The sequence below is a fragment of the Tianweitania populi genome (assembly GCF_014652875.1).
In the GTDB taxonomy this organism is placed as follows: Bacteria; Pseudomonadota; Alphaproteobacteria; order Rhizobiales; family Rhizobiaceae; genus Tianweitania; species Tianweitania populi.
In genome coordinates this window covers 97,991-122,647 of sequence record NZ_BMZQ01000002.1, presented here as the reverse complement: position 1 = coordinate 122,647, position 24,657 = coordinate 97,991, and the positions used below count along the sequence as shown (strand labels likewise).

General features: G+C 62.1%; 18 protein-coding genes and 1 tRNA gene. 7 read left to right on the top strand and 12 right to left on the bottom strand.

Annotation, left to right across the window (positions count from 1 at the left end; genetic code table 11):
* The first annotated feature begins 22 nt into the window (after window positions 1-22).
* Window positions 23-1,981 carry an acetoacetate--CoA ligase gene (locus IE166_RS09885; protein WP_189503427.1) on the top strand — a complete coding sequence of 653 codons (1,959 nt, stop codon included), beginning with the start codon at window positions 23-25 and terminating at the stop codon, window positions 1,979-1,981.
* A gap of 283 nt (window positions 1,982-2,264) precedes the next feature.
* Here the strand turns inward: IE166_RS09885 and IE166_RS09880 are convergent, their stop codons facing one another.
* On the bottom strand, window positions 2,265-6,035 hold the full coding sequence (locus tag IE166_RS09880; RefSeq protein ID WP_189503426.1) for a PAS domain S-box protein: 3,771 nt from the start codon (window positions 6,033-6,035) through the stop codon (window positions 2,265-2,267).
* Window positions 6,036-6,291: 256 nt separating this feature from the next.
* Between IE166_RS09880 and IE166_RS09875 the strand changes: the two genes are divergently transcribed.
* Both IE166_RS09875 and IE166_RS09870 read left to right on the top strand, forming a co-directional pair.
* Window positions 6,292-6,747: a phasin gene (locus IE166_RS09875; protein ID WP_189503425.1), complete on the top strand. Its 456-nt coding sequence runs from the start codon at window positions 6,292-6,294 to the stop codon at window positions 6,745-6,747.
* A gap of 165 nt (window positions 6,748-6,912) precedes the next feature.
* Window positions 6,913-6,989, top strand: a tRNA-His gene (locus tag IE166_RS09870).
* A 70-nt stretch (window positions 6,990-7,059) separates the two neighbouring features.
* Here IE166_RS09870 and IE166_RS09865 read toward each other — a convergent pair.
* The gene (locus IE166_RS09865; RefSeq protein ID WP_189503424.1) at window positions 7,060-8,007 is read right to left on the bottom strand and encodes an AsmA family protein; all 948 of its coding nucleotides are present in this window, start codon (window positions 8,005-8,007) and stop codon (window positions 7,060-7,062) included.
* Between the two features lie 152 nt (window positions 8,008-8,159).
* On the opposite strand from IE166_RS09865, the gene IE166_RS09860 reads away from it, so the two are divergent.
* Complete coding sequence (locus tag IE166_RS09860) at window positions 8,160-8,432, top strand: SPW repeat domain-containing protein (protein ID WP_189503423.1); 273 nt, start codon at window positions 8,160-8,162, stop codon at window positions 8,430-8,432.
* 132 nt (window positions 8,433-8,564) lie between these two features.
* Here IE166_RS09860 and IE166_RS09855 read toward each other — a convergent pair whose 3' ends face one another.
* The 4 genes from IE166_RS09855 to IE166_RS09840 are packed head-to-tail and all read right to left on the bottom strand — an operon-like array spanning window position 8,565 to window position 12,560.
* On the bottom strand, window positions 8,565-9,602 hold the full coding sequence (locus tag IE166_RS09855; RefSeq protein WP_189503422.1) for a WavE lipopolysaccharide synthesis family protein: 1,038 nt from the start codon (window positions 9,600-9,602) through the stop codon (window positions 8,565-8,567).
* A complete protein-coding gene (locus IE166_RS09850; protein WP_189503421.1) occupies window positions 9,599-10,672 on the bottom strand; it encodes an NTP transferase domain-containing protein in 1,074 nt (357 codons plus the stop codon). The genes IE166_RS09855 and IE166_RS09850 overlap by 4 nt, the downstream gene beginning before the upstream one ends.
* Window positions 10,669-11,568, bottom strand: a complete 900-nt coding sequence (locus tag IE166_RS09845; RefSeq protein WP_189503420.1) for a phosphotransferase — start codon at window positions 11,566-11,568, stop codon at window positions 10,669-10,671. The genes IE166_RS09850 and IE166_RS09845 overlap by 4 nt, the downstream gene beginning before the upstream one ends.
* Entirely contained in the window at window positions 11,565-12,560 is a 996-nt protein-coding gene (locus IE166_RS09840) for a WavE lipopolysaccharide synthesis family protein (protein ID WP_189503419.1), read from the bottom strand. The genes IE166_RS09845 and IE166_RS09840 overlap by 4 nt, the downstream gene beginning before the upstream one ends.
* Before the next feature lie 386 nt (window positions 12,561-12,946).
* On the opposite strand from IE166_RS09840, the gene IE166_RS20660 reads away from it, so the two are divergent.
* Together IE166_RS20660 and IE166_RS09830 are read left to right on the top strand one after the other, a co-directional pair.
* Complete coding sequence (locus IE166_RS20660; RefSeq protein WP_189503418.1) at window positions 12,947-13,273, top strand: HNH endonuclease; 327 nt, start codon at window positions 12,947-12,949, stop codon at window positions 13,271-13,273.
* A gap of 211 nt (window positions 13,274-13,484) precedes the next feature.
* Window positions 13,485-14,552 (top strand): sensor histidine kinase, encoded by a 1,068-nt coding sequence (locus IE166_RS09830; protein WP_189503417.1) that lies wholly within the window; start codon window positions 13,485-13,487, stop codon window positions 14,550-14,552.
* Window positions 14,553-14,579: 27 nt separating this feature from the next.
* Here IE166_RS09830 and IE166_RS09825 read toward each other — a convergent pair whose 3' ends face one another.
* The 3 genes from IE166_RS09825 to IE166_RS09815 all read right to left on the bottom strand — a co-directional run bounded on the left by IE166_RS09825 (window position 14,580) and on the right by IE166_RS09815 (window position 19,708).
* Window positions 14,580-15,833, bottom strand: coding sequence for a glycosyltransferase family 4 protein (locus IE166_RS09825; protein WP_189503416.1), 1,254 nt, complete (start codon window positions 15,831-15,833; stop codon window positions 14,580-14,582).
* 79 nt (window positions 15,834-15,912) lie between these two features.
* On the bottom strand, window positions 15,913-17,391 hold the full coding sequence (locus IE166_RS09820) for a heparinase II/III family protein (RefSeq protein WP_244641497.1): 1,479 nt from the start codon (window positions 17,389-17,391) through the stop codon (window positions 15,913-15,915).
* Window positions 17,392-17,605: 214 nt separating this feature from the next.
* Window positions 17,606-19,708 carry a bi-domain-containing oxidoreductase gene (locus tag IE166_RS09815; protein ID WP_189503414.1) on the bottom strand — a complete coding sequence of 701 codons (2,103 nt, stop codon included), beginning with the start codon at window positions 19,706-19,708 and terminating at the stop codon, window positions 17,606-17,608.
* Between the two features lie 275 nt (window positions 19,709-19,983).
* On the opposite strand from IE166_RS09815, the gene IE166_RS09810 reads away from it, so the two are divergent.
* Window positions 19,984-21,492, top strand: coding sequence for a polysaccharide biosynthesis protein (locus IE166_RS09810; protein WP_189503413.1), 1,509 nt, complete (start codon window positions 19,984-19,986; stop codon window positions 21,490-21,492).
* Here the strand turns inward: IE166_RS09810 and IE166_RS09805 are convergent.
* The 3 genes from IE166_RS09805 to IE166_RS09795 are packed head-to-tail and all read right to left on the bottom strand — an operon-like array spanning window position 21,451 to window position 24,655.
* On the bottom strand, window positions 21,451-22,488 hold the full coding sequence (locus IE166_RS09805) for a glycosyltransferase family 4 protein (protein ID WP_189503412.1): 1,038 nt from the start codon (window positions 22,486-22,488) through the stop codon (window positions 21,451-21,453). The genes IE166_RS09810 and IE166_RS09805 overlap by 42 nt on opposite strands.
* Window positions 22,488-23,174 (bottom strand): class I SAM-dependent methyltransferase, encoded by a 687-nt coding sequence (locus IE166_RS09800; protein ID WP_189503411.1) that lies wholly within the window; start codon window positions 23,172-23,174, stop codon window positions 22,488-22,490. Before IE166_RS09800 ends, IE166_RS09805 begins: the two co-directional genes overlap by 1 nt.
* Complete coding sequence (locus tag IE166_RS09795) at window positions 23,171-24,655, bottom strand: hypothetical protein (RefSeq protein WP_189503410.1); 1,485 nt, start codon at window positions 24,653-24,655, stop codon at window positions 23,171-23,173. The genes IE166_RS09800 and IE166_RS09795 overlap by 4 nt, the downstream gene beginning before the upstream one ends.
* Between the last annotated feature and the right edge of the window lie 2 nt (window positions 24,656-24,657).

Here is a 24,657-nt window from a genome sequence, read left to right as displayed (position 1 = left end):
CTCATTCAGGGGAGGAAGACGAATGGCAGGATCGCAGCCGCTGTGGACGCCGTCGCGCGAGCGCGTCGAGCATCATCCCATGACCCGCTTCATGGCCGAAGCGGCTGCCCGCACCCACCGTGACATTCCCGATTTTGAGGCCCTGCATCGCTGGTCGATCGAGGAGCCGGAAGGTTTCTGGCGGCTGCTTTGGGACTTTACCGGCGTGGTGGGCGAGCCGGGCGAGCGGGTGTTGGTGGACGGCGACAAGATGCCGGGCGCGCGCTTCTTTCCCGATGCCAAACTGAACTATGCCGAGAACCTGCTGCGCCAAACAGGAGCGGGTGAGGCGATCTGTTTCCACGGCGAGAACAAGGTCGAGCGCCGTCTGAGCTGGGACGAGCTGCATGCGCTGGTCTCGCGGCTGCAGCAGCTGATGGAAGCGCAGGGCGTGAAGACCGGCGACCGCGTGGCGGCCATGATGCCGAACATGCCGGAAACCATCGCCGTGATGCTGGCGGCAAGCTCGATCGGCGCGATCTTTTCTTCCTGCTCGCCCGATTTCGGCGTGCAGGGCGTGCTCGACCGCTTCGGCCAGATCGAACCCGTGATCTTCGTGGCGCCGGATGGCTATTGGTACAACGGCAAAAGGAACGACGTCGGCGAAAAGGTGACGGCGATCGCGGCCCAGCTGCCGACCGTGCGCAAGGTGCTGATCGTCGATTATCTCGGCGGCGCGGGTGATCTGGCCGAGTCCATCCCCAATGCCGAGCCGTTCGAAGCGGCGCTCGCGGAATATGCCGCCAAGCCGGTGCGTTTCGAGCGCCTTCCGTTCGCGCAGCCGCTCTACATCCTGTTTTCATCGGGCACGACCGGCATCCCGAAATGCATCGTACATGGCGCCGGCGGCATCCTGTTGCAGCATCTGAAGGAGCATCAGCTGCATGGCGGCGTTCAAGCTGGCGACCGCTTCTTCCAGTTCACGACCTGCGGCTGGATGATGTGGAACTGGCTGGCGACGGGGCTCGCCACCGGCGCGACGCTGATCCTGTATGACGGCTCGCCCTTTTATCCTGACGAGAAGGCGATGTTCGACCTGGCCGAGGGCGAAAAGCTTGCCTATTTCGGCACCTCGGCCAAGTACATCGATGCCGTGCGCAAGGCGGGTCTGCGGCCGATCGAGACGCATGATCTTTCGGCACTGCGTACCCTTGCCTCAACCGGCTCACCCTTGTCGCCGGAAGGGTTCGACTTCGTTTATTCCGGGATCAAGAAGGATGTGCATCTGGCTTCCAAGTCGGGCGGCACTGATCTCTGCGCCTGCTTTGTGCTGGGCGTGCCGACAAAGCCTGTCTGGACGGGCGAACTGCAGGGGCCGGGGCTCGGCATGGCCGTGGATGTCTGGGACGATGACGGCAAGCCGATCCAGAGCCAAAAGGGCGAGCTGGTTTGCAGCAAGCCGTTTCCGTCCATGCCCGTAATGTTCTGGGGCGATGCGGGCGGCAAGAAGTATCACGACGCCTATTTCGATCGCTTCCCCAATGTCTGGTGCCATGGCGACTTCGCCGAGATCACCGAACATGGCGGGATGATCATCCACGGCCGTTCGGACGCAACGCTGAACCCAGGCGGCGTGCGCATCGGTACGGCGGAAATCTACAACGTGGTCGAGCAGATGCCGGAAGTGCTGGAAGCGCTGTGCATTGGCCAGAACTGGGATAATGATGTGCGCGTCGTGCTGTTCGTGCGGCTGGCGGAAGGCGTGACGCTGGACGCCGAGCTCGAACAGCGCATCAAGGCCAAGGTCCGGACGGGCGCTACGCCGCGCCATGTGCCCGCCAGGGTTGTGGAAGTCAGCGACATTCCACGCACCAAGTCCGGCAAGATCGTGGAGCTTGCGGTGCGCCAGGTCGTGCATGGCGACCCCGTGCGCAACAAGGAAGCGCTCGCCAATCCCGAAGCGCTGGACCTGTTCAAGGACCGGGCGGAACTGGCTGGGTGAGGGTTAACAAGATCTGATCGCGACGTTTACCACCTTTTTAGAGGTGGTTCCGATCGGTAAACAAAAATGCAACCTGTTAAGGTCTTGTTAAGAGGTATTGGCAAATAGTGTGCGTGACTTGATGGAGCGATCCATTGCCCGAAATTCCTTCGGACATTCAAGCCTCTCTTCGTGACAGCCTCATTCCAATTCCAAGCGCCTTCGGGCGCTTTTTCTTTATGGGCGCTTTCTTCAGACGCAGTGTCCCGACGCAAAACCGCTTCGCACTTTTGCTGGAACTGCTTTAGTCAGCAAGCACGCGTGTGGACGGGAAGGTAACTTCCACCAGCGTGCCGTCGCCCGGCCGCGAATTGATGACGAATCGTGCGCGGTTGGCTTCCACCATCGCCTTGGTAAGCGGCAGACCGAGCCCGGTGCCGTCGCCGCGCGCGCGTTTAAGTGCGTTGAGCTGCTTGAACGGCTTGAGTGCCTGGTCGATTTCGGCGCTGGACATGCCGACACCCGTGTCGCGGATGCGCAGGATCACCTCGCCCGAGGTTTCATACACCGTCGACACGATGACCTGTCCGCCCGCTTGCGTGTAGCGCACGGCGTTGGACAGAAGGTTCAACGCGATCTGGCGCACGCTGCGCAGATCGGCCACCACGTCGGGTAGGCGGGAGGCAAAGCTTGAGCGGATGATGACGCGCTCGCGATTGGCCTGCGGCTGCATGATCGCCACTGCTTCCGACAGCGCGTCGTTCAGCGACACCGCGACATAAGACAGTTCCTGCTCGCCGGCCTCGATCTTGGAGATATCCAGGAGATCGTTGACGAGGTCGAGCACATGATTGCCGGAGCGGTTGATGTCGCGCAGATAATCGCGATAGCGCTCATTGCCGATCGAGCCGAAGCGCTCTTCCATCATCAGCTCGGAAAAGCCGATGATCGCGTTAAGCGGCGTGCGGATCTCGTGGCTGACGCGGGCCAGGAAATCGCTTTTCTGCGACGACACGCGCTCAGCCTCGGCGCGGGCATGGGTGAGTTCTTCCTCCGCGCGCTTCCATTGCGTGATTTCGCGAACCACGGCGCAGAAGCCGCTGTCGCCGGGCAGTCGGCCGATCGTGATGAAGAGCGGGATGAAGCGGCCTTGCGCCTCGCGCCCGATCACCTCGCGCCCGTCATTCAGCACGCTTGCCACGCCGTTGTCGGTGAGGCCGAGAAGATAATCCTTTACCGCGCGCTGGCTTTCGATGGCAAACAGCGACGTAAAGGGCGTGCCTTCGACGCTGGCGGAATCGAAGCCGAACAACGCTTCGGCCGGATGGCTGATGCTGCGGATATCAGCCTGACGGTCGATCAGGATGACGCCATCGGTCGCGGTATCCACGATGGCACGCATTTCTTCGAGCAGCGCGCGGGTGCGGGCGAGTTCCTCGACAACGGCAGGATCGGCCACCGATGCCGGCTCGACTGAGCGGGCGGGATGGGCGAAGGGCAGATGCGTGACATTGCTCGGGCGCTCCGGCTCGGCAGACGCTTCTTCCGGCGCAAGTGTTGCCGCGATTTCGGCGCGCCGCAAGGTCAGCATCAGCGACTTGCCGCCGCCCCAAGGCACGGATTGCAGATGCGCCTGCACGGGAATCTCGTCGCCATCCTTCGTGCGCAGGACCTGGCAGCGGCAGCCATCCTCGCCATCGGCCGCACCGACAAACAGCGCTTCCAACCCGCCGGCTTCCGCGATGGCTTCAAGCGAGCCGTAGCCGGTGAGCGCGAAGAACTCGCGATTGGCGAAGTCCAGCCGGTCGCCAGCATGGATGATCAGCGGGATCGGCAGCGCTTCCACCAGCTCGATCTCGGCAGCGCCGGGCGAGGGTGGGGCGAAGGTGTCGATGGTGTCACTGGCCTCATCGCCAGCAGAAGCTTCTTCCGTGAAGAAGGCTTCGTCGCCAAGATCCTCCGAAACCGGTTCCTGTTGATCCTCGGTTTCATCCTCAAGGGCCGACGGGGCATCGGCGGGCAGAGGCTCAATGCCGACGAAAGCCGGTGCTTCCGGCTGAGGCGCTTCCACTTCCTCGACTTCGGCCTCTACGGCAAGGTCAGCCCCGGTGTCTCGCTCAACCTCTGCCTCGGCTTCAATCTCCGCTTCGGACGTTACCAGAGGAGCCTCGTTCGCCTCCTGCTCGGGCTCTTCCAACGTGCCGGCGTCATCAAACGTCAACGAGCCAGAGTCATCCACCGACGACGGCAAGGCCTCGTCGGGGCCGCTAGCAACCGCTTGTTCCGCGTCCTGCTCAAGCAGATCAGCGCGAACCGCCCGGCCACGGCTTCCGCCTTCGATTGCCGCGCGGGCAATCAGGTCCTCGTCATCTGCGGCGTCATAAGTGGAAGGAACGGGCTCTAGTTCGGATGCGCGTTCAACCGGCTCTTCCTGCGATTCCGCCGGTGCTGCTTCAAGCGCGGCAGGCTGTGCCTCGACGGGTGCTTCCAGCGCTTCTTCATCGCCGGTCGCCACGTCCGAGCCGTTACCAGCTTCCAGCGTCGGCAAATCGTCGTCTTGATAAGCGGCAGTCGTGTCGGCAACTTGCGTCTCGACCACATCAACTGGCGCCTGTGTCGAAGCGGCAGCAACCGGTTCTTCCACCAACGGCTGCGCAGGCTGATCCATGCTCGCCTCGGCGGATGTGTCCGCAGCCTTCAGACGATGACCGATCTCGCGGAACGCGCTGCGTTCGCTTGTGCTGAGCGCGACGCGCTCTGCGAGTGCCTGGCGATGGGCGGCCAGAGGCACGATCTTCTGGTCGGCGGTTTCAGGGGTCATTGCCTGATCGGGAGCCGCAGGAGTGGGCGCCTCAGCTTCAACAACGGGAGCGTCCGTCTGCCCGGGTTGACCCAGCGTCTCGTTCTCGATCAACGGATCGACATCAGCCACGGCCGCAGCAAACGCGACTTCTGCCGGCTCAAGCGCAGCAACGGCATCGCCCAGACGCGCCACGCCAAAGCCGCGAAAACCTTCGAACCGCCGGTCGCGATCATAGATCGGCAAAGCGGCCAGATCGACGGGAATACGCAAGGACCCATCAACCAGCGGCCACAGCACGGAACGCCCCGACCACGTATCGCGCCGTTCCAAAAGGCCAGTGATTTCGCCATCGGCATCGAAGCCGAGATCGGCAGCCACATCGCGGAACGCTCTGCCGATCACCGTTTCGGCGCGGATGCCGAGCGCACGAAGAAACGGATCAGAAAGCGCGGCAAAGCGCCCGTCGGCATCCGTCCGCCACACGAAACGAACCGGCGGTGCCGGGTTGGGGACGACTTCGGGAGCCGGCGCAGTGTCTTGCGCCTCCGGCACAGTGTCGGTCGAAGCCGCCGCTGGTTCATCCTGCTGATCGCCAAGACCCGGCGCAACCGGATCAGCCTCACCGATGACGATCAGAAAATACAGCGCGGGATCGTCAGCGACACGCGCCAGCCCCGCCGGAAACAGGCCCGAGCCGCCGCGCAGCCGCCGCTTGGCGACATGCTTGGAGGTCTGGTTAGCGGCCTCTGCAAACTCGACCAGCGCGCTTTGTTCGATGCCGGCCTGCTCGAAACCAGGCGTGGCTGCCAGAACGGCGCCCTCCGCATCCAGCATAGCCACGAACTGGCCCTGTGTGCCGAAGCCGGACACGGCGTTCTGCAACGATGCGCCTTTGCCCGAGCGGCCCAGCCCATCGGGAAAGGCCACCAGCAGCGCTTGTTCGCCGTCCGGCAGGGTCACTTCGCTGATCAGCAGCTGAGTCAGCCGCGTGGTCAAAAGCCCGTTCAGGCGGATCGACACCGCCTTGTTCTGCCCGATCTGGGGATAACCGGGCGTTGCCGCGATCTGGCGACGCGCGAGAGCCGGCAGGGGATTGTCAGCGCCGATCGCCGCTTCTATTCCGTGGAAACCAAGCGCTGCCGCACCCGGACCATTCGTCCAGATGACCTCTTCCATCGAGCGGCTGAAAATCACCAGCGCTTCGCCGGCCGCAAAGCCGCCGCGCACAGGCTCAAGCGCCACCACATCGATGAAAGAATAAAGCTGATCCATAAGGCGCTCTGCGCGAAGGTTCCTTAACGCTTTATTAATAAAGACGGATCGCCGCGAAATCCACAGCCCAGGCACGCTGACCCCAGGCAATTGCCGTGTTGGTTAATGCTGCTCACGGGCCGGTATTAATGCGGCGCAGCAATTATGTTGCAATGCACAATAAGCAGTGCTATAGGATAAGGCACAGGCCACACAAAAAAGTGGCACCGGAATTCAGTGAAGTCGATGAAGATCTAACCGTTCCAAGGAGAGCGTCATGTCCGAGGCTGCCCGCAATACCGCTGAAAACGTAGAATTCGCCACCTTCGAAGCAAACCGAGCCACCGACCAGTTCCGCACTTTTGCGGAAAAGGGCGTTGAACAGTCGAAGGAAGCTTTCGCCCGCATCAAGCAGGGCACCGATGGTGCTCAGAAGGCTTTCGAAGCCTCGTTCGAGAACGCCCGCGCCGTTTCGAGCGAGCTGTCCTTGAAGTCCATTGCCGCCATGCGCGCCAGCACTGAACTGACCTTCTCGCATCTGGAAGCCCTTCTTGGCGTGAAATCAATCTCCGACTTTGCCGAGCTGCAGACCTCTTATCTGCGCAAGCAGGTCGAGCTGGCCGTCAACCAGGTGAAGGACGTGCAGACCGTGTCAACGCGCGGCGCCGAAGACGTCGCCAAGCCGGTGAAGGACATCGTCGAGCGCGCCTGGAGCGACCTCAAGGTCGCTTAAGGCTCTCACGCCTTCAATAGGTACCGAGACAGGCCGGCTTCCAAGCCGGCTTTTCTTTTGGTGGATTTCCTCAGGTCGTTTGCCAATCAGGCCCTTGAAAAAGACCGGGATACTCGGTAGGGACGGTCCCACTGACCCGGCCTCCACCAGGAAGGCCGTCGGCACGCGGTTGTAGCTCAGTTGGTTAGAGCGCCGGATTGTGGATCCGGAGGTCGGTGGTTCGAGCCCACCCAACCGTACCATTTATCATCCCCATAAGATGCTGCCTTGGTGATCCCGCGATCTGTGGGAGATCAACCACAATCTCATGTCTTAATCCGGATCGACGACCAGGCGCGTTCTTACCGTTATTGGTGGAATACGAGCGGGGTTGGTCTGCCTGCCGCTGATCACATCCAGTACCTGCTGGGGACGGGCCAACGACACTTCAAACGCACCATCCAGATAAAGACCGGGTCGGAGAGATCCCTTCCCATTGAATTTGATCGTCAGCGTTTCCGATGATGCGGAGGCAAGGAGGTTGGTTTCGGTGCCTTTTGCGAAGCCGGCTGGATCGTCCAGACTTAGCGATATGGCCGCTTCATCGCCGTTCAAGACCGCGGTCCCTTCGAATGAAGCACGGGCCGTATTCGGCGCCAGGATCAGCGTGCCATTTGCTTTGGACACAGCAGGAGACGCGTCTCCGTGTCGAAAAGCACCGTCGACGATCTGCACCCGACCTATGTTTTCGGAGATGTGGATGAGGTCCGAGCGAGCGGCGGCGTCCCGATCAGGACGAGGCGGTGACCTTCTATCCGGTTCTCTTGACTCTCCGGCGGCTGGGATGCTGCGCTGCCCGACTTCGACAAGAGGTCGGACCAGAACGATCGTCTCGATGGTCAATGATCGTTGCCAAAGCGATGCAAAGCTCAAGGGAACTTCGACGCGACTGATCTGAAGCGATCGCGTATCCGTGCCTGGTACTTTGATCGAAACGTTGGAGAAAACGAGGGCAAGCCTCGGAAACAGATCGATGCCTGCTTCACCCTCAACGACCGTCGATACATCGTAGGATTGTGCCAGCTTGTCTTCGACGCTCCGCCGTACCGACCGCTCAATCTCGGAAAGCCCGCGATCCATAACGAACCAGATGGCTGCGCATGCGGCGACAAGCACGAGAGCAGCAGAAACAAAGACCGTACGCTTCTTGGAAATTGGAACACCTGTTTGAGGCAAACGCATCACGATTGCTGCGTGCTGATACCGATCACGAACCAGCATTGATCACATCACTCGTACGGCGTTGGCAGCAATTCGTTGCATAGCAATCGCGTGAACCATTCCCTATGCGCTGCACGGAGAAGGCCTGCCACTTCAAGGAACACTCCCGCCATCCCCGCAGTTGTGCCACCGACGACGCTTGGAGGCTGCCTGTGATCCCGACGACCTTGCATGGAGCGATCGACTATCTGGTCGCGCTCTTTCTGATTTCGGCGCCTTATACGCTGGGCTTCGCCGATGGCGGGGCTGCGCAGTGGGCGACGATTGGATTGGGCGCGTTCGTGCTGATCTACAGCCTGTTTACGGACTACGAGCTTGGCATGGTGCGCATCCTGCGCTTCCGCGTGCATCTTGCGCTCGACGTGGTGTTTGCGCTGCTGCTGCTTGCATCGCCCTGGGTGCTCAATTTCAGCGACCGCATCTGATGGCCGCACGTCCTCGTCGGGATCATGGGGCTGGTGGTCGCCGCCTTCAGCGCCCGCCACACCGACCGCTTTTCCCATGTCACTGGCGGCAGCAAGCCCAATCTTGCCGACCGCCGGCTCAAGTAGTGGTTTTCAACCCGGCTTCAGCCAGCGCCGCACCGTATGCGCGAAGCCGAAGCGGTTGAGCCAGCGGGTGCGCTGTTTCACTGCGATGTAGCGCTGCTTCTCGGCAAAACTTCGCGGCCATTGCGTGTAGCCGGTATCGGGTCCGGTCAGGCCCGAGCGTGCGAACACCAGCTTCTTCCAGTCTTCGAAAGAGTAACAGATCGCGTTGAAATAGCGGCTCTTAAAGACGTAGTTGTGCTTGGGCATATGCAGGTCGACATCAAGCGGATGGGCGACGATGAAGTTGTCGGCGAGATACTCTTCGAATTCCCGCAGAATGCCGTCATCGATATCGTTATGGTAGGCGATCGGGTAGGGACCCCGCCCGAACAGATAGCCCAGCGTCAGCCATTGCTCTGTGGCGTAGCGAGAGCGGAACTCGCGTTCCCGCGGAATGGAGTGGGGCGGAAACGGGTTGCGCTCCCAATGGGTGTTGGTGCCGAAATCCATCAGCGGCCCGCTCCAGAAGTCGCGGAGATCTTCGGTACGGCCGAACTGCATGAAGTCGCTGAGGTGATAGCAGAGCCGTTCATCGAAGCGCGGGTTCAGGCTGAACAGCGACATGATGAGGATGCGCGCCCGGCCTTTGAGGCGCGGTCCCGGATTGGCTTCCGCCCAGCGCGACCACAGGTCGACAACCTTGCGCGACGACAGATAGGCGTCGGTGCGCAGCTTGATCGCATAAGGCGTGGTGACGGCAGCAAGCCCCGCAGCTGAGGACATGATCTGGCGATTGACGTTGTGCGGTGCGCCGATCAGCTTGACGGGCGGCAGCACGCCGGGATCGTCGGTCAGGATCACGGCGTCGAAGTCGGTCTCGTCGAGCAGGGTCTTGGCGGCCGTCTTCTGCGTCGACAGGATGATTTTCACGCCCGGCATCACCTCGCGCAAATAACGCACGGAATAGCGGACATCCCAGTCGCCGCCGAGCCCGCCCTGGAGCACGATGGTGACGTCCTCGTTGGCAATCGTGCCGCTAACCGGAGGCTCAGACCTGTCGCTCATCGCTGAACGGCCGAGGGCAGCATGGTGGCGAGATCGTCGCCGTTGCGCACGAGGTTGATCGCGACGGCCGAAGGGAAGGGGTTCGACGGCGCGAAATCGTTCACCAGCGTGCGGGCGGCGTGGTTCACGCCAAAGATGGCCGCATGCCAAGACAGACCAAGTTCGCGCAGAAAGGCTTCGGTTTTCTCGCGAAAGCGTTCCGGGCGCGCGGTCACGAAGATGATCTGCGCGCCGCGCGCGATCATTGCCTTCAAGGCTGCGACATTGCCGGGCAGTGCCTGGTCGGGATCGTCCCAGAGCGGCGGGATGTATTGGCCGGCATTCTTCAACACGACGCCATCGAGGTCGACAATGTAGAGGCCGAGATCCTCGCGGAAACGGTTCCAGGCTTCCAGGGTGCCGACATCGACGTAATGGTCGGTGTTGATGCCGCGAAAGACGTTGCCCTGGCGGATGGCATCCAGGATCACATGGGAAACGAAGGGCTCGCCTTCGTGGTTCGAGGCAAGGAGCCGGCGGTAGGAATCCAGAAAGACATGGGCGTCGTGAAAGCCGTAACCGCCGACCGAAATATAGTTCGACGACACGTTCTTCTCGATGATCCCCAACAGCAGGTCATTGTCGTTGAGGTGCAGGAAGCTCTTTGCCGCGATATTCCGGACTTCGCCGGTCTGGCGCAGATCGGCGTAACACACGCAGTCTGAAAAAACGTTTTCGCGCGGCACGAACCAGCTGTCGCAATCCTTGATGAAGATCGGGCCCTGAACATCTGCGCGCGATAGGATCTCCGCGACTGTTTCCGCCGGTCCTGCGGTCTGGTCTTCGAAGGTGACGATCTCGACAGCATCGCCAAAAGCGCGCTGAAGGGCGCCGCGCCCGCCCTTGCCATCGAGATGCTCGGCCAGCGCGCCGATCACCACGCGCCGGTTGCGCCAGTCGGCAACCGAAGCGAGGCTCTTTTCCAGCATGAGTTCTCCGGTGGGTGCCGTCAGCATCCATTTGGGCCGAAGTCCCGGAAAACGCGAAGACCGCCCTGCAATGGGAAGAACGATCGTGCCTGGCTTGGTCATGCATATGCCTCAATGGAACCGATGCGGCGCAGTCCGGAAACCACGCGCGAGAAAATGGTGGCGTCGCGCACATAAGGAAGAACGCGCAACGCCTGCAGGGCGCGCAACGACGGAAGTGCGGCGTCGAGCTTTGGAAAGAAGCCGGTCATCTGGCTGGTCACTTCTTCCGCCAGATAGCGGCTGATGGTGCGCAACAGTTTTGCGGTTGGATCGGGCCGATCATGCCACAGAATGCTGCGCAGCGACCAGCCGCTTTCGAGATCCTGGATCAGCTTGGCGACATCCATCCAGACGCTTTCGAGATTGCCGTCGAGAAGGTCGATGAAAACGATCGAGCCATTATCGCGGATCAGCATGTTTTCGACAGTCAGATCGCCATGGCACAGCGTTTGCGGAATGCCAGTCCAGGCCTGGGCGGCGAGCTGTTCGAGCAGGGCGTCGAGAAACTGCGGCTCGGTGTCGTAGAACGGGCTCTTTGCGATGCTCGTTTTCAGTTCAGCGATCTTGGCGTGAAACAAGGCCGGGTCGAGCGAGCCCGACACGGTCGCGGACAGTCGGTGAAGTGGGTCGGTGAGGCGCTCAACCATCGCCGGAATGCTGGCCACCGCCTGCAGCGGTGCAAAGGACACGAAGCCGTGTCCCTGAACATACTCCATGTCATACCAAAGGAGATCGCCGGCCTCGCCCTGCTGCAGCACGCGCGGCGTCGCGATCACGTCAGCCAGAGCGTTCTGCTTCTCGATCTGCAGCCGAAAGCGCGCATTATAGGCGGGCGAAGCGGATACCTTGCGCACGAAATAGCGGTCGCCATCGAGGCAGAGCGAGACCGAACAGCCGGAATGCCCCGTAAGCGTGCGGACATGCTGCGGGTTTATGTCGATGAGATGTGCTGTCATCGTTTCAGAAACTGCCCTGCATAGAGCCGACGCATCAGCTGACTGCGCTTGAGGATTTCGCGCGCCACGCGCTCCGTGCGCAGCAGCAGAGACATGCGCGGGGCGGGCGTTCCCACTGTCCGACGGCTGTTCGCGGCGACGGCGACGTCGAGGTACCAGGCGAGAAACTCGCGCAGGCCGACGCAATCTTCGGCAAGCGATTTCTGCGCGCGGCCACGAAAGCGCTCGTGGTCGATGCCCAGGACTTCGGGCTCGCAGGGAATGAAGTTGTTGAACAGCATCCGCTCGGAATCGGCGATGATGTGCTCGTTGATCTCGGCGTAATGCGATAACCGCCGCTCGTGGCCGCAGCGCTTGAGCGCGGATAGAAACAGGTATTGTTCGGTGGTGAACCGAAACCGGTCGAACATCCGATACCAGACATCCGGCGCTTCGTTCAGCATGAAGCCCGTCAGGCTGTCGCCGGCCAGAAGCTCGGCGTCCCAGTAGCGGTGTAGATCGGTTGCCAGGCCGAACTGAAACAGATCGCTCGGATGATAGGCCATCGGAATGAAGGAGCGCGCGCTGCGGGTGAACTCCTTGGAGACCACGATGCGGCGCTCGAACACCTTCCCTTCGCCGAGGCGCGTTGGGAACGCTTCTTCGAGCGAGATGAAACCGCGACCCGTGACATGGCCGTCGGAGCGGATCTTTGCGGCATAAGGCGTCTTGACCCGGGCGAGGCCGACGCGCGTGGACAGGATCTGGCGGTTGACGTTGTTGACGATCGAAACCCCATCGGCCTCCCACAGAATGCCGCCGGGGTCGGTGCTGACCACGATCTCATCGGCGTCGATGTCGCGGGTATCTTCGTTCTCCCAGGTGCTCAGAACGATGCGGCTTCCGGGGAAGAACCGCCGGATGGAAGCTGTCGCCTCATGCGTGCTCGACCCGTCGCCATGGCTGACCGGTCCCTGCACGACAAAGGTGATGTCGGCGTCCTGTATGGTCATAACGTTCAGCGCAGCGACTGAATGGCTGAACGCTCGACGATCGTGTCGCGCGACGCGCGAGCCTGTGTTTCTTTGGGCATTCAGCAGTATCCACTTCCAGAATGGGCAAGTGGACTAGTTTTCGTAACCGTGCACTATCAAAAGTTAGAGCGAATATTTATTATAGATCAATGTATTACTATATTAATGGCTTCTAAATTAACCTATTTAGGTTTCTATATTAGAAATAGATCTGTTCAACAGGCGAACGAATTGAAGGTTCGGTTCGAGCATGAGGAAAGTCGTGGGTTGAGTGGGTGCCTCGCTCAACCTGCATGTCAGCATGCTGGTTGAAACGCGCCAAAAGCGACCGTACCTGATCGGGACCGATCAGATCTGCAGGTGACATGGCCCGAAGAGCGCGCTGGGACGACGAACAGGATGCGCGCGCTGCAGAAGAGGCCGCGCCGCAAAGCTGTTGGCTCTGCGGACGCCTTCTCGGCAAGCGGGTTGAATGGCATCATCCCATTCCAAAAAGCCGGGGCGGGAGAACGACGGTTCCCGTTCATCCGATCTGCCACCGCACCATTCATGCGACCTTCTCCAATGTGGATCTTGCCCGGCATGTCGAAGACGGCGTTTCCCTGACGCAGAATCCCGCCATTCAGCGTTTTCTAGGCTGGATCGGCAACAAGCCGCCCGACTTCAACGCACCAACTCGCAAGGCGCGATGAAGGGGTTGATGCCGAGCCTTCGCTTGGCGATGCGCGCTCTTTCCTAATCGTGAACAAACCGCATTGAACCCTTGGATGGGGATAGGGTATGCCGGGTTATTGAATGTGGTGATTGCGATTTGGCCGGCCCGAAGAGGTTGGCGGAAAACATTGTCAGGCAGGCAGGATCAATGATGCACGGCCAACCAACCGCGACAAAGGCAATTCAGCTTTGACCGAGACCGTCAAAGGCCCGGATAACGTCGAACTGCCATCGGACCCACTGGCCGATGCGCGACTGGCGGCGATCGTCGAATCCTCCTTCGACGCGATCATCAGCAAGGACCTGGACAGCGTCATCCAGACCTGGAACCCGGCCGCCACGCGGCTTTTCGGCTATTCGGCCGAGGAAGCGGTCGGGCGGTCGATCACCATGCTGATCCCGACCCATCTTCACGATGAGGAAACGGACATCATCAGCCGCATCAAGCGCGGCGAGCGGGTGGAAAGCGTCGAAACGATCCGCTGCCGCAAGGATGGATCGCTCGTCCATATCTCCATCACCGTGTCCCCCATTCGCGACCGCAAGGGTGTCATCGTCGGCGCCTCGAAAGTGGCGCGCGACATCAGCACGTCCAAGGAAAGCGAACGCCGCATCCGGCTGCTGCTGCGCGAGATCAACCACCGCGTGAAAAACCAGTTTGCCGTGATCAACTCGATCATCCGTGAAACGGCAAAAGCCACGGCCGATCCCAAGGCCTTCGAAACCACGCTGCGAAACCGCATCCTCGCCTTGGCGCGTTCGCATGATCTGCTTGTCAGCTCGGAATGGTCGGGCGCGAGTCTTGCCGAACTGATCCAGCATCAGCTCGAACCCTATGGTCATGAGGAGCAGGTCACGCTTGACGGCGATCCCGTTCTGCTTCGTCCGAATGCCGTGCAAAATCTCGGCATGGCGTTCCATGAACTCGGAACAAATTCGGCAAAATACGGCGCTTTGTCGGGTGAATCGGGCCAGGTTTTGGTCAATTGGACCGTAGAACGGGAAGAAAACGGGCAGGAAATGTTCGTAATTTCCTGGAATGAGAGCGTTCCCGGCCTCGAAGCGGAACCGAGCCAAACGCCGCAACGGCGCGGCTTCGGCTCCGTGGTTCTGCTCCGCGTCGCGCCGCAGTCCCTGGGCGGATCGGCAACCATGGAACGGGGCGAGGGCCGCGTGACCTGGCGCCTGCGCGCACCGCTGGAAGGCGTGCTCGACACCCAGGACGAAGACGAGCACGCGACGCCTGCTCAGGCGTAACGCATTGACCTGGCTGATGTAAGCCGGTCAGCTCGTTTTGGTCTGCTGCAGGCAATCGTGCTGCACGACACCCTCGATCGCCTGCAGCATGGAGAGTGCCAGCGCCGGCCGGCTGAAGCGCCGCGCCGCCTGCGCACCATTCTCCGCCATGGTGGCGCGACAAGCAGGATCGTCGCGCAAGGCTAGGACCGCTTCAACAAGCGCCTGCGCATCTTCCGGCGGCACCGTGACGCCGACCTCATAACGCCGAACAATATCAGCCACTTCGCCTTCGACACCAAGCACAACCGGTATGCCGGTTGCCATCGCTTCAAACAGCTTCGAGGGAATGACCGACCGAAACAGCGGGTCCCGGCGCAGATGGATGAGCGAGCAATCGAGCAGGGACCAGTAGCGGCTGACCTGATCCTTCGGCACCGTGTCGACGAACAGGATATTGCGGAGATCCTCGGCCTTCGCGCGGCGTTGAAGGTCGGCCTTCTCCGCACCGTCGCCCAGCATCAGAATGCGGACGTCGCTTTCGCCTAGGTCGCGCAACTGGCGGGCAGCGTCAAGAACGGTGTCGAGACCGTGCGCCAGGCCATGCGTCCCAATATAGCCGGCGACAAAGCGGTTGGTGAGGCCGAGCTCGGCTTCGAGCAACGGATCCTTCGATGCAGGCTGAAAGCGCTGGAGATCCACGCCGTTCGTCACAACCGCGATCTTGCCGGGATCGACGCCCCGCGCCGTCAAGATGCGCTTGAAGGAATGGGTCACGGCAACGATCAGCGCGGCGCGATGATACAGGAACAGCTCGATGCGGCTGAGCGCTTTGAGCAGCACGCCGTCCTGCATGGCCCCGACCACCCGAATGGATTGCGGCCACAGATCGCGCAACTCGAACACGAAGGGCGCCCGGCGCAGAACGCTGACCAGCCAGGCAGCACAGACCGTGAAGAACTGCGGCGATGTTCCCACGACCACATCGATCCTTCGAACGAAGAAGGCTGCAAGCAAGGCCGTGACCATGAAGCTGAAATAGTCCAGCGTGCGGCAGAGGAAGCCTTCATTGGCGCAGATGAAGGTCCAGACGCGCACAACACGAATGTTATCGATGACTTCCGTTTGCCAAAGACGATTGCGGTAACCGGGAAAAACCTGGCCACGCGGAAAGTTTGGAACGCCGGTGATGACTGTGACGCGATGACCAGCCTTCACCCACTCACGACAGTGCTCGAAGCTTCGGCTCGCCGGAGCATTCACTTCAGGCGTGAAATTGTCTGTGAGAAACAGGATGTGCATGTCGCACTACGCTTTCGGCACGAAATACTCTAAAACTACTTAGAAGGTACTGTGACGAACACACAGGGATTTACAAGAGCTATGTTCCTTCTTCAACAAAGATAAGGCGCAGTGTGGCGCGATTGTTGTCGCAAGCGAGGATCAAGCATTGCGCGGCAAGCGAAACGCCAAAGCCGGGGTGATGCGTATCCGCCTCGATACGGGCTAGCCCTTCCGCGACCTCCCATCGCAGAACAAGGCGGCCGGCTTGCTCCGCGATCCCGCAGTTTCCCTGGGCGTAAAGCTTGATATCAGGGGCGAAGTGGTAGCGCGCTTCCGCTTTGCGCGGTGGTCCTGAGACCTCGTCCTGGATGGTCAGCGTTCCAGCCCCAAGACGCCAGCGGCGGTGGTGCATGGGGCTGCCGGGGAGGAAGCGATAGCCATCATGCGACGCGGTAATAGAGGTCTCGTTATGGCCCTGCACGATGTGCAGGTCGTGTGGATGAGCGCGCCGGCCGACACGAAAGCCCGACCAGACTTCAGACGAGTCGAACCCGTCGATGGTCAACGTGTTGTGCGCCGCTGTGCCTCGCTGGCGCAGCCGCTCAGGCCCGGTGCCGTATTCGGACGTGCCGCCATTCACCAGAACGCGCTTGCCATGAAGCGACAGCTCGAACGACAGGGTGTCGGCATGGGCATGACCCGGCTGATGCACAGGCCCGACGTCTGCTGCATCGATCAACAGAACGGCGGGGCCACGGGTAACGCGAACATAGCCGCTCTGCTTGAGATCCTTTACGCCCGGAAGTAGGGCCGCTGCCGAGCCAAAGCCAAGACGCGCCGCATAGGCGTTCAGCGTAGCCGGTGTGGGCGCGATGCCGAGCGCGGCGTCGTTGAAAAAGGCGATCTCACCATCGGGATGAGAGAGCGCTGCGAGCCAGGTGCGCACGGGATTGATACGCGCCTTGAACAGCCCTTGTAGCGCTTGATCCGTGCCAAAGCGACGGCTGAGATTGATGAGGTCTAGAAGGTCTTCCAGCACCAGCGCGTGATACATGGGGCTGAGCTCGTAATGGCCGCCATCCGGCAGGATTTGGTTAGGTAGCTCGCGTTGCAGGATGCGACTGCCCTGCCTGAACCAGGCATCCGCTTCCGCGCCCTCGAAGAAGGCACCGGCAAAGCAGAGGGCTTTGGCGTTGGCCAGGAAATGATTGCCGGAAAGATGGTGTTCGACCCGTTGCGAAAGCCAGCGCGTCTGGATGGCTAAGCTGTGAGCGGCATCGGCCGGCAAGGTGAAGCCGCCAAGTGCAGCCTTGATCCAGTTGACGATGCGCAGCGACGTTGGAAAGGGCTCCCAACCGGTGCCCTGGCCGGGCGGATTATGCTTCAGCCATTCGCCGATCAAAGCCGCATGCCATCCACGCCGATCAGCCGCCCGCTCTGCATTCAGATCGTCGAAATAGTGGAGATTGTAGCGCCAAAGCTTTGACCGTGCCGGATCATCCCAGCCGGCAGAAGGCTTGTTCGGATTTAGCAGGCCGGCCTCGTTGAGGAATGTGAAGGCACTTGGGCTTGTCATGTTCACGGCGCGCTGAACTGGCTCTGACCAGGAGCCGATAGCGGAGCGTAGAGGTGGTACAGGGCTTATGTTCGGGCGAGGGCAATAAAGCCTGAACCAGACGCGGCCGAAGATCTGCCGCGCTTGAAGGTGCCGGATGGTGCGCCAATACAGGCTGATCCTAACCATTTCGGTTCGGCCGCGTGCCGGTGATGATGTCGATCAGCGGCATGGGTCAGCGAAGCTGGGCTGCAAGATCGATCGTGACGGCGCTGACCTCGGCCAGTTCCTCGAACGGAATGGGAGCGGGGTCTCCGTTCTGAACCGCAGTCAGGAAGGCGCTGACGCAAGATGTCTGTCCCTTGTCCTGCTGCCACAGCCGCGTCGGTTTGATGCCGCGCCAGTTGTGCGCCGAAAGCCTGCGGAAATTGTCGAGCACCACGATCGAGCCGCCGCAGAAGACTTCGAGGCGCTCCTTGGGAAACGAGCGCGCGCCGTTGGCGAGATAATGGATCGTGCCGATGGCGCCGTTTGCGAAGGCGAGTTGCAGGTTTGCGGTGTCACCGCGCCCGGTGGCCGTCGCCTGGCTGATGGGGCTGTTCGCAAGATGGCGGAGCAGGTCCACGAAGTGGCAGGCCTCGCCGACGATGCGGCCGCCCTCTTCTCCGCTTCGCGTCCAATGATCCGGCGGCAGCGCGCCGGCGTTCACGGTCATGATGAAGGCAGGCGGTTCGGATCGGCAGGCGAGAGCTTTGTTGAGTGCGATGACATGCGGCGCGAAGCGGCGATTGAAGCCGACGGTGAGCAAGGGCGGGCGCTCGAATGCGCGGCTTTCCCGCCAGCTTTCCTGGATCTCGGAAAGCTCGGCATGGCTGAGCGCCAGCGGCTTTTCCACGAACACATGCTTGCCCGCGCGCAAGGCGGCGCAAGTCAGGGCGGCATGGCTGGAATGGCGCGTGGCGATCACCACGGTGTCGATGTCGGGATCACCGATCAGGGCCGAAGCGTCGGTCGTGGCGCGTGCGATGCCGAACTTGCGCTGGGCATGGAGGCCGCTGATGCCGCTGTTGGAAGCCACCATGTCGAGCCGTGCGCCGGCCCTCTTAAGCGCGGGCAGGAGCGTGCTCGTTGCATAAGCGCCGGCACCGACGAAGCCGATGCGGGGCGTGCCGTTAGCGGGCACATGCGCGGGCGACAGGATGGCCGGGGCAGCGGGCGGGGCCGTATCCTCGCCGCCGAAATCGAGCAGAACGCCGAGCGTGGGCGTATCGCTGTCGAGCAGCGCATAGGCTTGTTCGGCCTCGGAGATGGCAAAGCGGTGCGAGATCAGCGGTGCAACATCGAGCCGGCCATCGGCCATCATATCGAGCACGGCCTCAAAATTACGCTGCGCAGTCCATCGCACGAAACCGGCGGGGTAATCCTGTCCCTTGGCCTCGTAAGCGGGATCATAGCGGCCGGGCCCGTATGAGCAGGAGACCTGGAACGACAGCTCCTTCTCGTAGAAATCCGCGCGCGACAGCTGCAGGCCGGTGACGCCGACCAGAACGATGCGGCCGCGTTTGCTGCACATCGCTGCGGCTTGGGAGACCGGCGCGCTGCTTTCGGTGGAGGCGGCGATAATGACGGCATCGACGCCGCGATCGCGCGAAAAGCGCGCGGCTTCGCGCAAGGGATCGCTGCCCGCTGAAAGGTCGACCACCTCGGCGCCGAAGCTGCTGGCCAGAGCCAGGCGGGCGGGATCGGGATCGAGGCCGAGCACGCGGCAGCCGTGGGCGCGCAGGAGCTGGACGGTGAGCAGGCCGATCAGGCCGAGACCGATGACCGCCACCGTTTCGCCGAGCGTGGGCTCGGCCAGCCGAATGCCTTGCAAAGCGATCGCGCCGAGCACGGTAAAGGCTGCGGCTTCGTCCGAAACGCTGTCCGGCACCTTGGCGGAGAGATTGGCCGACACCGCCACAATGCCGGCGTGACCGCCGTTAGAAGCGACCCGGTCGCCCACCCGGAAATGGGAAGTACCTGAACCGGCTTCGATGATCGTGCCGACATTGCAGTAGCCGAGCGCCAGCGGCTGATCGAGCTTGGCGCGCACGGCGGACAGCGTCGGCAGAATGCCGTCTGTTCGTGCTTTTTGTAGAACCTGACGCACCTTTTCGGGCTGCGATCGTGCCTTGCCGAGAAGGCTGGCTTTGCCGAACTGGAGCAGCATGCGCTCGGTGCCGGCCGACACCAAGGTGCGAGACGTGCGCACCAGAAGCTGATGCGGCCCGCAAGCCGGCGCGGCAGCATCTGCGACCTCTGTTCGGCCGTCGCCGAGATGTTGAAGCACCACCCTCATGCGAGCGATTGTGGCTCCCCAACCAAACATCCCAAGCGGCTATGAAGAAGTTACTATATGCAACGTGGCGCGACTTCAAGTAAGGCAAAGTGTCTTCGATGGATGCGGTAAGTTGAAAATCATGGCTGCCTCGGCTGGTTATATCTCGGTGATCTTGTGCCGATGACGATGTTCATGATGGGAAACCAGCATCGTGCGCGACAAATTGCCGGGCTGGCCTCGAAAAAGCTTAGCCGGCCGATACCGCGGGTGCGCAGGCAAGCTGATAAACTGCCTTGCTGAGCAAGGTTGGCCGCAACCTTGGCGTCCAGCTCCTGGCGCTTGCGGTAAGCTTCCTCGACCGCTTCGTGGTGGTGGGGCTGCTGCTTCATCACTGGGGTGCGGCGCTCTATTCCGACTGGGTGGTGCTTCTGTCCGCGGCCGGTTTGCTGCAACTGGGTGAGCTCGGCTTCAACATCTACTACGGCAATGTGTGGCAGCGCGCGGCGGCGCTCGGCGACCATCACGGGTTTTCCCGGATGCTGCGCGTGGCGCTTGGTTTTGCCGCGATGCAGGCGATGCTGCTGGGTGGAGCGGCTTTGGTGTTCCTGGCGGTGGCTGATCTGCCTTCCACGCTTCTGAGCGCCGATAAGGCCAGGCTGATCTTCCTTCTGCTTGCCGCCTTCAGCATCCTGGCGGTGGTGAGGGGCAGCCTGTCGCAGCTGTATCGTGGTCATGGCCGCTATGCGCGCGGCATGATGGTGACGCTGCTTGGCACGCTCGCCCTGCTTCTTGCGACGGCACTGGTTGCGCTGGCGGGGGGAGGGCCGACTGCCTTGGCCGCCGCTTACATCTTGTGCCAGATCGTGTTCGGCATCGCCCTCACCGTGTGGGATCTCAAGCGGTGCTTTCCCGATTTGCGCTTTGTGCCGGCATGGCCCCGCGCCTGCGAGTGGCGGGACGCCTGGCGCAACACGCGGTGGCTGGCGCTTGAACAATGCGCGCCGGTGATCTGGCTGCAAGTGCCCGTGCTGCTTCTGGGGACGGCCGGCGTTGGGGGCGCGGCGTTGGTAGGCTTCGTGCTGTTGCGCACGCTGGTCGGCTTTGCCCGCCAGCTTTCCACGATGTTGTCCATCGCGCTCGGGGTCGAACTTGCAGGGCGGATGCACGCGGCGTCCGACACGGTGACGCAGCCAATCGAGGAAGCCGGCCGGCTGCTTTCGGTGACCGCCGGGGTGCTGGGTGCTGCCGTGTGGGTGTTCAGCGAGCCGTTGTTAGCGGTTTGGACCAGCGATCATGCTGCCTATGATCCCACTGTCGTGGTCTGGCTGGTGCTTGGCAGCTGGGCGGCTGCGCCCGCAGCGCCGGTCGCAAAGCTTCTCGCTTTTTCCAATCGCGCCAAGCCCAATGCAGCAGCCTGGACGGCGCAGCTTCTGGTCGGGCTTGGGCTGGCATCGCTGCTGGTTCAGTCTTTTGGCGCTGCGGGAGTGGCCGCCGGGTTGGCGATCGGCGAAGTGCTGGGAATGGGGATCGTTTTGCCTTTGCTGACGAAGCAGGCACTCGCTTTGCGCACACGTTATTGGCTGCACTGCGGCATTGCCCTTGGTGCGAGCGCGCTTTGGTGCCTGATCGTCGGCGCTGCGGTGGTCCACCTGATCGGTGTTGCGGACGTGTCCCAGATGATGATCGCTATGCTGATCTGGAGCCTGTTTGGCGCTCTGCCTGCGTTCATGATCACGCTGCCCCGCCGTCTTTGGCTTGGTTTACGGCTGCAGAAGGTCCTCGATCAAAGGCAGGAAGCGTGAGCGCCAGCGGGACAGGCGGTAGTGATCGTGCCAGCGTTGGCGTCCGGCTTCTCCCATGCGCTGGCGCAGGGCGGCATCGGATAACAGCGTGATAAGGCGCTGAGCCAACTCACCCGGGCGATCGAGATCGACGTTGAAGCCGGTTTCGCCGTCTACGTTGACTTCCTTGGCGCCGTCATGGATCGAGGCGATAACGGGAAGACCCTGCCGCATGGCTTCGATGTAAACCAGGCCAAAGCCTTCGCCGCGGCTGGGCATGGCGAAAACGGCGGCATCGCGCCAGAGGGCTGCCAGGTCCGCGTCGGCCACGAAGCCGCGGATGTCGATCGAACCCGCAGCGGGCGAAGCGGCGGCGAGGCTGCGCAGAGCGGGCACGCCGGAGCCGCCGCCGGCGACAACCAGGCGGGCGTTCGGCACGGCGGCGATAACGGTCGGCCAAGCTGCAATCAGAGCGTCATGACCCTTGTAGTTTTCGGCGGCGTCGATGCGGCCGACGATCAGTACGCTGGGCGAGTTGGTCTCGCGAGCGATCGGTGGAGCGGGTTCGTCGGTTTCGGTAGCGAGGGGGCAGATGCAAGCTTGCGGAAGCGGTCCGTACAGCGCTTCGTGGCGCGACAGGGTGTTCTGCGAAACGACGATGGCGCGGCTCGCGCGGCGCAGGGCTTGCAGAGCCGGCGGCTTCATGGCTTCCCACACTTCGGTGCCGTGCATCCAGATCACCGACGGGCGCTTGAGCCAGCGGGGATGCGCGCGTGCCAAGCCGGCGCTGTCGTAAAGGCAGAGATCGGCCTGCATTGCTGCTCGGTTCGTGGCCGCAACGAAGCGCAGTTTGGAGCCGCCGGCCGCGATCTCGCCATCACCTGCGTCGTGGTCGAGATAACGGATGATCGTGACCTCGTGGCCGGCGTCGCGCAGGATCTGCGCCGAGACGCGCGAGACCTGCGCGATGCCGCCGCCCGGGGCGAGCGTTGCCGTGCCGAGAACGATCCGCGCCATCAGATCCGCCGGGCCGCGACAACGAAGAGCGTGTCGCTGTAACGCGCGAGTCCGAGCGGTCGCAGGACGGGCGAAAGCACCGGCGCGCTGGCATAGAAGTGGCTGTCTTCGAGAACAAAGCCGCGCTGGTGCAGGCCGCGCTCGACGTCGAAAAGGACGGTAACGGCGCGAACATGGCGGTAGTAGGCGGGGCGACCGGTGAGGCGAAACGCGGTGCGTTCGGCCCGGCGATACAGGCTTTGGCCGTTGGGCATGGAGAAGAGGATCGTACCACCGGGCGCGAGTGCCGACCCGAGCCAGTCGAAGGCGGACCACCAGTCATCGACATATTCCAGCACGCTCGAGCACAGGATGAGGTCGAAGGAGCGCCCTTGCAGGAGGGTTCGATCACCCATTGCTGCGAGTTGCAACTCGACCTTGCCGGCTGCTGGGCGCAAGGTATTGGCGGCCAGCGTCAGCATCGCCGAGCTGGCGTCGAAGGCCAACACATGGCTGGCTCGTTCTGCTGCCAGAGCGGCCATGATGCCGCTGCCGCAACCAGCGTCGAGCACATGGCCGCCCGGTTTGTTGTAGCGCTCGAGCAAACCGCGCCAGACGACTTCGCGCTCTCGGAAGGCCGGCGAATGGTTGTAACGATCGGCGAAGCGGTGGGCGATCGCCGTATGCCAGGCAACGGCGTCGCTCATTGGGTTGCTCGCGCGAGGGGTGGCGGCTGCGAGCCGATCATCTCGCAAAGCATGGGAGTCGCGATGCGGGCGACGGGGTAGACGATCAGGATGGTCAGGGCACTGGCGGCGACATCCCCAGCGATCAGCCCGTCCATGCGCGCACCCATGTAGAGGCCGAGGAACACCGCCGGAAAATGCAGCCACTCGCCGTTACGCAGGGTCCAGAGCGTATATCGGCCAGTGGCGAAGAAGATCAGGCCAAGCGGGATCATCACCACAGGCACGCCGAGCCAGCCGAGGTTCCAATAGGCTTCGGCGAAATAGCCCATCCAGGTCGAAGAGGTGTCGGAGCCGGTCAGCAGGGCGGTGTAGGCCTGACCCATGTCGAAGATCGGCTTGTCCGGCCAAAGAAGGCGCGGGATCGCCACAAGCGGAACATAGCTCAGCGAGTTGCCGGGCTGCCCGGCATCATACATCGCCATCGCCGGTGCAGCGGCATGGACATAGGCGATGCGGATCAAGGCGCCTTGAAACTCTTCCTGATCGTCCTGCGGACCATCGGCGAGGACGCCGCTCAGGATCTCCAGCCGCTCCCCGAAGGATGCGCTGCGGATGGTGCCGTAGCGGGCGATGAGTTCCGCTCGTCCAGTTGCCGTTGTCGATTGTAGAATCGGGAAGACGGCGACCAGAACAAGAACGGCAATCACCGCGCGCCTGAGCGTGAAACGATGCTGCAGGATCGCCAGCACCAGCATCAGGACAGGCAGCAAAGCCTCGCCCTTGCTGAAGCGCAGGAAGCCGAAGAAGGCATCCAGCAGCACGAGGGTAGAGAGTGGGAGCAGCCAGTTTGCCCGGTGCTGCAAGGTCCAGCTGACGAGAAGGAAGGTGGAAACGGGCGCGAGCCAGACGAGTTGGGTCAGCACGCCCGGCAACACGGCATCTTCGCCGAACGCGCCCATCGCGTTGGGAAAGATCACGAGATATTTTGTGGCGAAGCCCGGCAAGCCGAACAGAAAGGCAGCCGTCAGCATCAGCCGATCATCGGTTTGCCGCGGCTCGACGAGGCGTTGCGGCCAAAACTGCGCGGTAAGTGCGACGGTGCCGAGGATTACCAGGCTGCAGACCGCCGCGAGAAGGTTGAACTTGGCGAGTTCGGTTTCGCTGGCGGCAAAGAAGTCGTGCAGGGCGTTGAGCGTGGTTTCGTTCATGAACCGATGCGCGACCGAACCGATGCCGAAATAAACGGCGGTGGACAAGCGCATCCAGAACAGACCGGTCCAGAGTGCCAGCGGCTGGCGCTGAACCGCTTGCACGGCGCCGGCGCACAGCGCCCCGGCAAGCCACAGCGGGGCAATGAGGTTGGCGTGGAACGTGGCGCCGGTTTCATCGAGCAGGGTTGCAAGAAGCGTAAAGCCGACGAGCCCGGCAAGCGCCCACAGCTCCCAGGCCTGGACCTCGGATGCCGCGGAACGCAGAGGAAAAGCGGGTGCGGCAGTCATCG